The sequence below is a fragment of the Caenibius tardaugens NBRC 16725 genome, assembly GCF_003860345.1.
Lineage (GTDB): Bacteria > Pseudomonadota > Alphaproteobacteria > Sphingomonadales > Sphingomonadaceae > Caenibius > Caenibius tardaugens.
On the sequence record NZ_CP034179.1, the window covers coordinates 1,279,340 to 1,291,876 of the forward strand.

At 59.3% G+C, this 12,537-nt stretch carries 12 protein-coding genes; 6 read left to right on the forward strand and 6 right to left on the reverse strand.

What is annotated here, in order from left to right:
* Positions 1–241 precede the first annotated feature (241 nt).
* Genes EGO55_RS05790 through EGO55_RS05805 form a run of 4 tightly spaced genes read left to right on the forward strand, consistent with a single transcriptional unit; the run spans position 242 to position 2,613 of the window.
* Positions 242–1,438 carry an aromatic ring-hydroxylating oxygenase subunit alpha gene (locus EGO55_RS05790; RefSeq protein WP_021691013.1) on the forward strand — a complete coding sequence of 399 codons (1,197 nt, stop codon included), beginning with the start codon at positions 242–244 and terminating at the stop codon, positions 1,436–1,438.
* Positions 1,439–1,452: 14 nt separating this feature from the next.
* A complete protein-coding gene (locus EGO55_RS05795; RefSeq protein ID WP_021691012.1) occupies positions 1,453–1,821 on the forward strand; it encodes a hypothetical protein in 369 nt (122 codons plus the stop codon).
* A 13-nt stretch (positions 1,822–1,834) separates the two neighbouring features.
* A complete protein-coding gene (locus tag EGO55_RS05800; protein WP_021691011.1) occupies positions 1,835–2,311 on the forward strand; it encodes a nuclear transport factor 2 family protein in 477 nt (158 codons plus the stop codon).
* Positions 2,311–2,613, forward strand: a complete 303-nt coding sequence (locus EGO55_RS05805; RefSeq protein WP_021691010.1) for a non-heme iron oxygenase ferredoxin subunit — start codon at positions 2,311–2,313, stop codon at positions 2,611–2,613. The genes EGO55_RS05800 and EGO55_RS05805 overlap by 1 nt, the downstream gene beginning before the upstream one ends.
* Before the next feature lie 57 nt (positions 2,614–2,670).
* Here the strand turns inward: EGO55_RS05805 and EGO55_RS05810 are convergent, their stop codons facing one another.
* Together EGO55_RS05810 and EGO55_RS05815 are read right to left on the reverse strand one after the other, a co-directional pair.
* Positions 2,671–3,702, reverse strand: a complete 1,032-nt coding sequence (locus EGO55_RS05810; RefSeq protein WP_021691009.1) for an AraC family transcriptional regulator — start codon at positions 3,700–3,702, stop codon at positions 2,671–2,673.
* A gap of 16 nt (positions 3,703–3,718) precedes the next feature.
* Positions 3,719–4,477 carry an aspartate/glutamate racemase family protein gene (locus tag EGO55_RS05815; RefSeq protein WP_021691008.1) on the reverse strand — a complete coding sequence of 253 codons (759 nt, stop codon included), beginning with the start codon at positions 4,475–4,477 and terminating at the stop codon, positions 3,719–3,721.
* 470 nt (positions 4,478–4,947) lie between these two features.
* Between EGO55_RS05815 and EGO55_RS05820 the strand changes: the two genes are divergently transcribed.
* Positions 4,948–5,421, forward strand: a complete 474-nt coding sequence (locus EGO55_RS05820; protein WP_021691007.1) for an FAD-dependent oxidoreductase — start codon at positions 4,948–4,950, stop codon at positions 5,419–5,421.
* On the opposite strand, the gene EGO55_RS05825 is transcribed toward EGO55_RS05820, so the two are convergent.
* From EGO55_RS05825 to EGO55_RS05840, 4 genes are all read right to left on the reverse strand, one after another.
* Positions 5,414–6,334, reverse strand: a complete 921-nt coding sequence (locus EGO55_RS05825) for a LysR family transcriptional regulator (protein ID WP_021691006.1) — start codon at positions 6,332–6,334, stop codon at positions 5,414–5,416. The genes EGO55_RS05820 and EGO55_RS05825 overlap by 8 nt on opposite strands.
* Positions 6,335–6,377: 43 nt before the next feature.
* The gene (locus EGO55_RS05830; protein WP_210766658.1) at positions 6,378–7,382 is read right to left on the reverse strand and encodes an AraC family transcriptional regulator; all 1,005 of its coding nucleotides are present in this window, start codon (positions 7,380–7,382) and stop codon (positions 6,378–6,380) included.
* A 182-nt stretch (positions 7,383–7,564) separates the two neighbouring features.
* Positions 7,565–8,338, reverse strand: coding sequence for an SDR family oxidoreductase (locus EGO55_RS05835; protein ID WP_124916734.1), 774 nt, complete (start codon positions 8,336–8,338; stop codon positions 7,565–7,567).
* Between the two features lie 2 nt (positions 8,339–8,340).
* Positions 8,341–10,746, reverse strand: a complete 2,406-nt coding sequence (locus tag EGO55_RS05840; protein ID WP_021691003.1) for a TonB-dependent receptor — start codon at positions 10,744–10,746, stop codon at positions 8,341–8,343.
* Between the two features lie 270 nt (positions 10,747–11,016).
* On the opposite strand from EGO55_RS05840, the gene EGO55_RS05845 reads away from it, so the two are divergent.
* Positions 11,017–12,504 carry a flavin-containing monooxygenase gene (locus tag EGO55_RS05845; protein WP_021691002.1) on the forward strand — a complete coding sequence of 496 codons (1,488 nt, stop codon included), beginning with the start codon at positions 11,017–11,019 and terminating at the stop codon, positions 12,502–12,504.
* Positions 12,505–12,537 lie beyond the last annotated feature (33 nt).

Here is a 12,537-nt window from a genome sequence, read left to right on the forward strand (position 1 = left end):
TATAAGGCCTTTCCCGACTATCCTGATCTCGCTGCGACCATCCCCTCGCTGCTATCGACTGTGCGGAAAATGCAGACCTGAAATATGGCGGCAATCCGCGCACAATATTTCTTGCAGGTGCAGGCTAACATGCACGGGCGCGGGCTAGCGGCAACAAGCCCCCCACCCCCACAATATAACGCATTGGGTTTCGGCAACGCCTTGCGAGAGCCGGAAACGATTGCGTGAACGGGAGTGAATTATGTCAGAAACGGTGCATCGCTGGATGGAGCAATATCCGGAACTTGGCTCCGGGCCGATCTCCACCGAGCCTTATATCTCACCGGAATGGTATGAGCGGGAAAAAGAAAAGATCTTTCACAAGGTCTGGCTCTGCGTAGGGCGCGAGAACGAGCTGCCCAAAGTCGGCGATTACAAAGTCAAGCGTCTGGCAGCAGCCGATACGTCGGTGATTATCGTCCGCGCCAAAGACGGCAAGATCCGCGCTTTCCACAACGCCTGCGCCCATCGCGGCAACACGGTGATCACCGAAACCGGTGAGGAAACCTATGGTGGCTCCAAGGCCGCGATCATGACCTGCCGGTTTCATGGCTGGGTTTATGATGCGGAAGGCCAGTTGAAGCAGGTTCCCAGCGAACAGCGTTTCTATGACTGTTTCTCGAAAGAGAAGAACGGTCTTACTCCGGTCCATCTCGATACGTGGCAGGGTTTCCTGTTCGTCAACGTAGCGGAGCAGCCGGAAACCACCCTGGCGGAATTCCTGGGTGAATACGCAAACCATTTCAACGGTTTTCCGTTCGATGAACTCGATTTCGGATTCACCTACTACACTTATGTCGACTGCAACTGGAAAGTCGCACACGACGCGTTCGCCGAAGCCTACCATGTCGACACCATTCATGCCGGGTCGTTCCCGAATGTGTTCTCGACCGGCCTTCAGAACGTCAAGCTGATGGGTCCGCACCGCACCTGTGCCGTTTGCCTGACGCTCGGCGCAAAACCGACGCCTGTCTCGGGGATCGCCAATGGTCTGGCTGGTGCATCGCTGGTTTCGCAACGCGGGGAATCGATGCTTCCGCCTGCAATCAATCCCGACAAGCGGGATGATTTCGCCTTCGAACTCAGCGTGCTGTTCCCGAATACACTGCTGCATATCTCGGAAGGCATCTGGTTCACCCACCAGTTCTGGCCGATCGCCCATAACAAAACGCTGTGGGAAGGCCGTTACTACGTGAAGGCCCCGACCACGCATTCGCAACGCTGGGCCATCGAACATGCGATGACATTGCAGCGCAATGCCTGGCTCGAAGATACCGCGACGATGGAAGACACCCAGCGCGCCATGCAATCGCGCGCCAAGGTCGAACAACATCTCCAGGACGACGAAATCCTGATCCGACACGGTGCCGTGGTCGTCGATCAGTTCGTCAACGCGTAAGAGGATTGAAGCCCATGACGAACAAGAGTTTGCCACCCGAATTCGCCGATCTTGCCCCGTTTCTCGACTGGGCACTGGCAACGGCCGACGAACGGTACGCCTACCGGCGCAATGCCAGCCGTGCCGAATTGAAAGCCTTCTATGACGCGATCCTGCCGCGTACCGAAGCCATTCTGGCACTGGTCGACCAGTATCCGCTGGGGGCTTTGCCCGAAGAGTTGCACCCGCTCTACCATCTGGTTCTGTCGCTGGCCGAAGTCGCGCCGCATATCGAACTTTATGGTGGCGCGCCGGGCGTACCCTATGCCTTCGATGAAACGCGCTTCGTCGCCACGCACGGTGCGCAGGACACCGCGCTTGGCCTGTCGCCGACAGCAGCCTGAAAACGGGTCTGTTATGACGGTGGAACAGCGGCTGGCCGCGCTGGAGGCACGGGCGGCTATTACCGACCTCGTATCGCGTTACGCGCTGGGTGCCGATCGTCGCAACGATCCGGCACTGATGGGGCCGCTGTTCGCGGCGGACGGAAGCTGGTCTTCCGAAGGATTCGCCGCGCTTGAGGGACGCGAGGCGATCGCAGCCGGTCTGGCTGCGATCGCCGCCGACAAGGTGCTGTGGTCGATCCATTTCATGGTCGCACCGGTCATCACACTTGCCGACACCGGCATGAGCGGCTCCTGCCAGTGGTACCTGTGGGAACTCTGCACGATGCAAACGGATGAAGGCCCGCAAGATCAATGGCTGGGCGGATGGTACGATGCCACCGTCAGCAACACGGAGGACGGATGGAGATTTCAAACGGTAGTGCTCGATATACGGACGCAGGGGAACATCGCGCCCCCGCTGTTCCTGAAGAAGTCGGCGGCGGGCTGATGGAACGGCTCTGTGCCTCGTCCGACGTTCCGGAAGGAGAAGTCTTTCAGGTCGATCTTGGCGATGGGCGCGTGCTTGCCGTCTATCGGTTTGAGGATGCGGTCTTCGCCACCGACGATCTGTGTTCGCATGGCGATGCCTCGCTCGCCGATGGCGAAATCGAGGATGGCAAGATCGTGTGCCCCTATCACCTCGGATCATTCTGCATCAAAACGGGCGAGCCGACCGGCGCGCCCTGTTCTGTGCCGATCAAAACCTATCAGGTTGAAGAGATCGATGGCGAGATAATGCTGATCGCCTGAACCAGCCACCTGTCTCCCAGCCTTGACCCGCCGGTTTCCGGCGGGTTTTTTGTCGGGTCAGTTGGAACGCAGCGTTTCCGAGGGTCTTTCGCCGTACCGCTCGAAATAATCGCGCGCAAACTTGCTGAGATGCGTAAACCCGCAAGCCAACGCGACATTCGTGACCGATACACAGGATTCCGCGCCGCTCTGCAGCATGGTCCGTGCCATCGTCAGCCGGTAATTCTTCAGATATCCCATGGGGGTCGTATCGCGGAACCGGCGGAACCCCGCATGCAGAGAACGCGCGCTCACGCCTGAAATCTCCACCATCTCGGCCAGACTGATCGGATCTTCCGCATGGGCGCGCACAAATTCCTCCACACGCCGCACGTAAAACGGCGCGGGCCCCGAAACAGAACCGTTGAACAGGTCGCTGTGATTGTGCGGCACCGCCACCAGCAGCAGGCGCTTGAGGGTATCCTCAATCGCGCCGCAGGTTCTGGGGTGGCTGTAACCGGGCAGCCCCATGTCCATATCATCGCATACGACCCGGATCATATGCGCGAACGATGCGGCGGCCCCTTCCAACAGCACGGGCCGGGGCGAAAAGTGCAAGTCTCCCGGCCGAAAGCCCAATTCCTGCAGCAAGACACTGTCGAGGTCGCTTTTCGGAATTTTGACAGTGAAGTGCTTGTAACCCGCTTCGAAGGTTTGCCGGGTCCGGGCATTGGAACCCAGCACACACATCTGCCCCTGTTCAAGCACAAAGGTTTCGCCATCCTGGCTGATCTGCGCCCGCCCGGCGAGCGAGAACTGCACGAGATAGAGTTCTTCAACCGGCGGGATTGCCACCACGACCTGACCGTAGGGATTGCCATAATCGGTCGCATTGAATGTCAGCGTGCGCAGCATCGCCTGATTGTGGCGAAAGGCAATCGGCGGAACCCCGCCTTCCACTTGCAGATCATGATCGCAAAGCATCGCGGACATGTGCGCATGCACCTCGTCGAGATTGTTGCTCTGCAATCGGGAGAAGGCATTGAGGGGTAGCGCGCTGCCGGTCCATGCGCCCGTTTCAGGTATGGACCACGTACCAACATTAAACATACCCAGTTCCTTTTATTCAGGACGCGTTACATGCCGCTTCGGTGCGAAATACTTGATCGATCGTTTGCCGGGGTGCCTGATAGGCCCTCTTGCTGTGGCTCAGCCCCAGATCCAGAAGTGCCTCACAGGCTTTGAAGGCCACAAGTCCGGGATTAAGCACGGGAACATCGAGCTGTTCCTGCAGGAATGCATGCGATTGATGCATGGTCGTGGAACCGAGCACCAGAACATCGGCCCCGTCTTCCTCGACGGCGCGCCGCGCCGCATCCAGCAACTGTGGGAACACGATGTCTTCCTTGCCCGAAAGCAGTTCTGCCGTATCGGGTGCGACACCGATCGAACGCACCGACGCAAGGCGCGCGGACAACCCGGTTTCCGCCAGAACCTTGTTATAGAGCCAGTTCCACCGATCCCACATGCTGATTATCGAAAAACGGCGCCCCAACTGGCTGGCCAGATGATAGGTTGGCGCAGCGGTGCCGAGCACCGGAATGGCAAGACGTGAACGCAGCGCGGCAACGCCGGAATCGCTCATCGAGTTGACGCATACGGCGGAGAACCCGTCCTCTTCGGCCTGCAACCCTGCATCAAGACAAAATGCATCGGCGATCGTGCCTTCGTAGACGGAATCCAGCGCCGATCCGCCACGCGCTGCACAACAAAACTCAACGGAGAGATCAGGCCTTTGGAATTGTGCAGGAAATTGCGCCGCAAAAACCTGGAGAGCAGGCGCAGGAACCGGGACAGGCACAATCATTTTGATCCGTTTGGTCAATACGATACTCCAGATGCGCAAATAACACAGACCTAATGAGCCGCAGAATCAACCGAAACCGTGGTTCGCCTTAATTTGCCGCTGGTTACGCCCTGCCGTCAAATACCCTTTGGAATGCCATCTATACCTACCAAGTATATTGCCATTACGCCATTCGCATTGGCAGCAAAGAACAAGATTCTCGCCTTTTTTCAACAACGGCTGCGGTTTCGGGCTAGTCGGCCACAACCTTTCCTTGGGACAAGTGATCCGTCGCAGGATATCTGCGTCGTCGGTGCAATCACCGCACTGCCCGGCGCGATGTCCCGACAGGGACCTGGCCATCGCAGAAGGGGCTCTAGGGATGCACTTGAAATAGCAGGGAAACACCCTCGCCCCACGTGAAGCCTGTCGCAGCCGAACGGCACCGGCATTCACACATTTCACCGACCACATGCCGGACAGCTTCACGGGCACGAAACGGACGCACCATGAGCGAATATGTTGATGTAGCCATTGTCGGTGCCAGCCCTGTCGGTGCACATGTCGCCAGCACGCTGCGAGAACGGGGATTCACCGGTTCTGTCATGATTATCGGGGAAGAAACCATCCCTCCCTACGATCACCCCGCGTTGTCCAATGCCTATATGGTGGGCTCGATAAGCATTGAACGCGTGCTGCCACGTGATCGAGGCTATTGGGACCGGAACAACATCGCTCTGACCCTGGGCGTTAGGGTCACCCGACTGGACTCTGAGCATGCGACGCTGACACTCGATGACGGGCGCCGTATCGCTTTTGGGCAATGCGTTCTGGCAACAGGCGAAACGGTGCACCGCCTCGCATACCCGGGCGCCGATCTGGCCGGCATCCATACGGTCCGTTCGCTCGCCGATGTCGACGCCCTTCGGGCTGCCCTGACCGGCATCCCTGTCGGTCAGATTGCCAAACCGTTGCTCAACTGATCGCGTCCGGCGCCTGTTCGCCATCGGTCTGGTACACTTTGCGGCTGATTTCCGCGATGCAGGCCAGTTCCTTGGAATGCTCTCCCAACCGATGGCTGAGAATAATCGGCGATATGGCGTTATCCGCAGCGATCGGCCGAAAAACGAGATCCGGCCGATCCATAATCTGCGCCGATGCCGGCACCACCGACACACCCGCACCTGCCGCGACCATGCCCAATGCGGCCTGCAGTTCCCTGACCTCCTGCCGACGGGTGAGCGAAAGACCGTGGTCTTCGAACAGGGACAGGACCTGATCGGCATAGCTTGGACGGAAGGGGCGCGGATAGAGAATGACCGGCTCCTGCGACATCTGCTCTAGCGTAAGCGCGCCCTGCTGCCCGGCAAGGGGATGGTTCGCAGGCACTGCCGCGACCAGCTCCTCCTCCGCCAATACGATACGGCGCACCCCTTCGTCATGGACGCGCAATCTTCCGAAACCCGCATCGATGCGCCCTTCACGCAGCGCCGTCGCCTGTTCCAGAGAACCCATTTCAATCAGGGATACCGTAACGCCTTCCCCCATCTGGGCGCGAAATTCGCGGATCACCTGCGGCAACTTGCCGCACAGAATGGAACCGACAAACCCAATCGCATAATGGCGGGTGCTGGATTCCAAATAGCCTGTCATCGTGCTCCGCACCTGATCGAAGCCCGCCAGCGCCTGCACCGCATGGACATAGAGCAGGCGGCCAGCATCCGTCAGGCGGAGCGGGCGCGTCTTGCGGTCGAACAGGTCCGCCCCGATATCAAGCTCGAGTTCCTTGATCTGGCGGCTGAGCGGGGGCTGGGCGATGTTGAGTTTCTCGGCCGCGCGGGAAAAATTCCGTTCCTGCGCAACGGCCACGAAATAACGTAGATGTCTCAGTTCCATTCATTCCCCGCAGCGTGTTTCTGCCACTTCCGGATGATACAGGTCAGCGACCGGCACGCAGCGTTTCGGATGGAAGTTCCCCATAGGCCTGACGATACTGGCCAGCAAATCTTCCGAACTGATAAAAGCCCCACTTGCAGGCAATACTGGTCACCGTTTCCCCTTCGCGCGCGCCGAGCAGATCCTGCCGCACCCGATCGAGCCGGACCGAGCGCAAATAGGCCATCGGCGAACAGCCGCGAAAACGCCGGAAACCATCGAACAGCGCGCGGGCGCTCACCCCGCTTACGTCCACCAATTGCTCAAGCGTGATCGCCATGCCGACATTATCGACAATGAACCGCTCGACCCGCCGCACATGCTGGGGGGCGATCCGGCTCGACTGCGGCCTGAGCTGATCGTAATAGTTGCTGTTCTGTGTTTCGAGCAACTTGACGATCAGCATGCTCTCGAGATGCGCAAGGCTGGCCTGCGCGGTGCTTTGCTCCGCGCTGGACAGATCCTCGATCAGCATCGCGACGTATTTCCACCACGATACCGCGCCCGTCATGAGTTCCATTTCCGGGGCGAAGCGCAACGGTTCACGAAGGCCCCGCCCGGTCATCATGGAAAGATGGCGATCCAGCGCCGCCGAACTGACCTGTACCACGAGTTGTGCGCAATCGGCCGACCACCACATCCGGTCCAGTTCCGTGGTACTGGTCACCACGGCGCGGCCAGAATGCGTTTCGACCGACCGACCACCACCCAATCCGTTGCTCGCAACCCCCTGCAACGGCAGCATCAGCAGCACGAAATCCTGGTCTTCCACCTCGGAAATATGCACGTCGGCCCCATAGGCCATGGCGCCGACGCCGATCTGGGAAAGACGCTTGTGATTGAGCCACGCGCCAAGTTTGCCCTGCCGACCTTGCAAGGACAGCCTGTGCGGGCAATAGGTCCGCGCGATAAGGTCACGCGTCTGATCGAGATCATCGGATTGAAATACCCGGTGGCTGCCCATGATATGGGACCCTGCCATCGCCTCTTCCGCGCTCGCCAGGATCATGCTTCTGTCCAGCATCTCCCTCAATGCCCCCTTGATCGAGACACACCATTACAAGCTGACAATTTCGTGCGGCTCCCCTTAAGTCAACCACACAGTGTCATCACGCGCAGGTTCCCTTCCCGCAGGGGATAATGCCTGCGCTGGTGTGCCACTGGCATTTGGCCTTCATCCGGCGAGCCTGGCTATGGGATTGTCCGTGCCTTCGGGCCCATAGCCAGATACCCGCCATCCACCGGAAGCTCCGCGCCAGAAATGAACGTGGCCGCATCGGAACAGAGGAACAGCACCGCCCCTGCCACTTCCTCCGCGCTGGCGATCCGTCCCGGCATATGAAACGGCCCGCCAACCCGATCTGCCTTGCCCCGGTCCCCACCGCTGAGCGCATCCATGACATTCGACCAGGTCCACCCGGGGGCAACCGCGTTGACGCGGACCCCGTGCGGGGCGAATTCCAGCGCCTGCGAACGGGTTAGCTGCGCCAGTGCCGCCTTTGCAGCCGGATAGACAAACCGCCCGACTTGCGCACGATGGGCGCTGACACTCGAAAAATTGACGATCGCGCCCTTTCGCGCGATCAGTTGTGGGGCCAGCTTCTGGGCGAACATCGCCGCCCCCACCAAGGCGATATCCAGTGCCCGCAACCAGTCAGCGCGGCTCGTCTCCAGACCGTTGTCGAGATAGGACGTCGTGACGTTGACCAGATAGTCGATGCCGCCAAACGTATCGATGCCTGCCGCAATGCAGGCATCGATCGCGGCATCGGACGTTACGTCCGTGGTGATGAACCGCGCCGCATCGCCCAGTTCCGCCACCGCTTTCCCGCCGCCTTCGGCATCGATGTCGGCAATCACGACGTTTGCCCCCGCTGCCACAAAAGCGGCAGCGGTGGCGCGTCCGATCAATGTCGCCCCTCCCGCAAGGATGGCTGTCCGGCCTGTAAACGGTGTGCTGGTCATGATTACAGTTTCCATTTCACCGTCACGCTCCATTCGCGCGGCCTTGCGAACATCTGTTCGTACAGTCCGAAGGAGCTGCCATAGACACCGGTGACGCTGTATTTCTTGTTGGCGATATTGGTAACGCCCGCAATCACACTCAGCGCGCCGCCGGGCAGATCATAGGTCAGGTTGGCGTTGAAGAGGCTGTAGCCGGGCTGGTAAAGTTCCCGCGAATTGAGCGCATCCATGTACATGCCCGACCGATAGGACCAGTCACCGCGCGCCGTCAGTTCCCCGCCATTGCCCAGTTCGATGCTCTTGGCCAGCGACGCGCTGATCGTCCATTTCGCAATGCGCTCGAACTTCGAATTGAGGGTGATTTCGGTGGCGGCCGGGTCGATCTTGGTGAATTTGGGGTCCAGATAACCAAGGCTACCCTCAAGGAACCAGCCACCGCCGGGTGACAGCCGCGCTTCCAGTTCCGCCCCCTTGATTTCGGCCTGCGCGGCATTCTTCGTCACCGGCGCAATACCGGTAAACACCTGCACCTGAAGATTGTCGTACTTGGTGTAGAACACCGCACCGTTGAGTGTCAGCTTGCGATCGAACAGGGTCGATTTGAAGCCGATTTCATAAGCGGTCGCCTTTTCCGATGAAAACTGCGGCGTCGCGGCCAGTGGCGGGAAAACGCGCTGCACGAAACCGCCGCTTTTGAAACCCTGCGAGAACGAACCGTAAAGCATCACATCAGGCGTCGCGTGCCAGGCAAGGTTCACCATCGGGGTGAAGGCATCCTCGCTCTGATGAACGCGGACATAAGGCAACACGCGCGTTTGCGGGGTATTCGGGCTGCTGGCGATCAATGCGCCGCCGGTCTTGTCGACAAGGATTTCCTGATCAGGCAGGAACGACTTGCGGTCTTCCGTGTAACGCAGGCCCACAGTCAGGTCGAGGCTGGGGACAATGGTCCATGTCGCCTGCGCGAACGCGGCGTAGCTTTTCGTCTGGAAACGCCCACCCGAACGGAACGTAACCGGCGTGAAGTCCAGATTGTTGATGTTGTTGCCCGTCTCGTTGAAATAATAGAGACCCGCGACATATTTGAGATTGTTGTTGAACGCGCTGCCCAGCACCTGCAGTTCCTGGCTGAACTGGGTCTGTTTCAGATAGTCCTTCAAATGCAGGATCGTGATCGAACTGTGATCCCCGTCACGCGCATATTTTCCATCGATCTGGCGATAGGCCGTGATCGATTTCAACTGTACGCCCCCGAGATCCCAGTCGATGGTCCCGGAAGCCCCCCAGGTGTCGTTTTTCGAATATTGCGGGGCGGTGCCGGCATCGGCCTTGTCGCCCACCAGGAAGCGGTTCGAGAAGCAGGCCGGGCTGTTGCTGGCTTGCGGGTTATAGGGGCTGAAGCCGATACAGGGTTGTCCGCCAAGAAAGGCGGCGAAATAGTTGGCGAGCAGCGTGAAATTGTCCACGGGCGCGTCAAACGGTGGGTTCAGCACATAAAAACCCGGTGTTGCAGGGCTGCCCGGCGGCAGGATCGGCAATTTTCCGGGATTGAAGATCGCAGAGTTGTAGTTGACCCCCGAAAGGACAAGCGCAGGCCCGTTGGACCGGTCGCGCGTGCCTTCCAGCGACAGATTGACCTCGAAATCGGGGCTCGGCACCCAGCGCAGATCAAGCCGACCGGTCAGCGTGTCGACATTGCCCAGCTTCCGCTTGTCGACGAGGTGGGTGACATAGCCATCCCGGTTGAACGTGGCCGCTGACACTTTCGCAAACAATGTATCGCTCAGCGGCACGTTCGCGGCGATTTTCGCATCGATACGGCTGTAACGGCCCGTGGTGATCTGCCCGGTCATGCCCAACTGGTCATCGGGTTTGCGGGTCGTGATGCTCAGCGCGCCACCGATCGTGTTGCGCCCGAACAGCGTACCTTGTGGGCCACGGAGAATTTCGACCCGTTCGACGTCGACCAGATCGAGCAGCGCCCCGACAGAACGCGCGACATAGACGCCGTCCACATAGACGCCGACACCCGGTTCGGTTGTCGGCAGGAATTCCTTCTGCCCAATGCCGCGGATATAGATCGCGGCCGACGAACCTGCCCCGCCAAAGCTGGGATTGTTCTGGAATGTCATGTTCGGGGTGATGGTCGCGATACCATCCACCTTTTCGATACCGCGCGCCGCGATGGAATCGCCGCTGAAGGCAGAAATCGCGATCGGAATGTCCTGCGCGCGCTCTTCGCGCTTCCGCGCCGTAACCACGATGTCCCCCGACATGACGTCGGCTCTCGAACTGTTGCCCGCCTCATCCGCCGATTGTTGTGCCCAGACAGGTGTCGAAAACGCTGTAATTGCCAGGATCGCCGACGTGGTCGTGCCCGACCAGTAGCGGAAACGCATAGGTGCCATCAAAATCTCCCCTGAAGTGTGCTCCCGCCGGTTTGGGGGCGTGGAGCCAGAACAGGACTGTCCAATGAAGGCGCGTCGCGCGATATTCGCTGACCGCAGGAACTATGCCGCTATTGCGCATTTTCTGCATGCTGCAGGAAACATGTGGCCAGTTCTCTTGATCGGGCAGAACGAATACTGCGATCCGTGAACAGCATCAGCAGTTCCGGCATAGGCTTGCCGAAAGGCCGCGCTCTATCCTTTCCCCGTCAACATCGGTGGGAGTGGCGAGTGGTAGAGCGCGTAGCAATTATTGGCGCGGGGATTTCCGGTCTTTGCACGGCCAAGCTTTTGCTTAAGCTTGGTTATGATGTGCAGGTGTTCGACAAGGATGCCGAAGTCGGGGGCGTATGGGCAGGTTCCCGCCGGTATCCGGGATTGGCGACACAAAATCCCAAAGAAACCTATGCCTTCTCCGATTTCCCGATGCCGGATCATTACCCTGAATGGCCCAGCGGTGCGCAAATGCAGGCCTATCTGCAAGCCTACGCCGATCATTTCGGTGTGACGCCCTGCCTTTCCTTGCAGACCGAGGTGCGTTCGGCCGAACCGCTGCCGAACGGGGCCGGCTGGACGGTAACCACCGCACCTGCAGGACAGGCCGCAGCCCCGCTCACCACCCGCGAATTCGACTGGCTGCTCGTCTGCAACGGCATATTTTCGATCCCGTCCGTTCCAGCTTATCCCGGGATCGACGCGTTCCGTGCCGCAGGCGGCACTGTGCAACACACCAGCGAATTTACCCGGCTGGAAGATGCCCGAGGCAAACACGTGGTGGTGGTCGGTTATGGCAAATCATCCTGCGATGTCGCCAATGCCACAGTCGGGATATCGGCCCATACGACCTTGCTGGCCCGCCATCTGATCTGGAAGATCCCCAAACTGATCGGCGGCACTGTCAATTTCAAGCACCTGTTCCTGACGCGTATGGGCGAAGCCCTGTTTCCCTATATCGAAGTGCGCGGGTTCGAACGTTTCCTGCACGGCCCGGGGCGTTTCCTGCGCAATGGCATGCTCAATCTGGTTCAGGGGATTATTTCCCGCCAACTCAATCTGGGGCGGATCGGGCTTGAACCGCGCACACCGCTGGAAACGATCGCCAGAAGCACGGTCAGCCTCGTCAGCGACGGCTTTTACGACAAGATCGAAAGCGGGGCGATGTCGCTGCTCGAGGATGAGATCGTTGAACTTGCCCCCGGCGAAGTGCGCCTGAAAAGCGGCGTGACCCGGCCAGCGGATATTATCGTATGCGGGACCGGTTGGGATCAGTGCGTCTCGTTCCTTCCCGATGCCATCCGTTCACAGGTAACGGATAGCCGGGGGAATTTCCGGCTCTACCGCTCGACTGTGCCCCTCTCCGTTCCACGACTGGCTTTCAACGGCTACAATTCGTCTTTCTTCAGCCAGTTGAGTGCGGAAGTCGGCTCTTTCTGGATAGCCGAATATATGGCGGGCCGTGTGACAATCCCTGACGCGCAGACCCAGAACGCCTGGATCGACCGGCGCCTTTCATGGATGGACCAGCGGACAAATGGCAAACATTGCAAAGGCACCAATATCGTCCCCTTCTCGCTGCATCATATCGACGAGATTCTGGGCGATATCGATTTGACACTGCCCGCGCATGTCCGGCTTGGGCAATGGTTCAAATCCGTCGATGCCCGCCAGTTCGGGCATTTGTCCGGCAAATTGATTGCGCGACGTCAGGCCCAGCTCTGACAAGACAAGGGGCGCTAACAAAAGAAGGGCCGC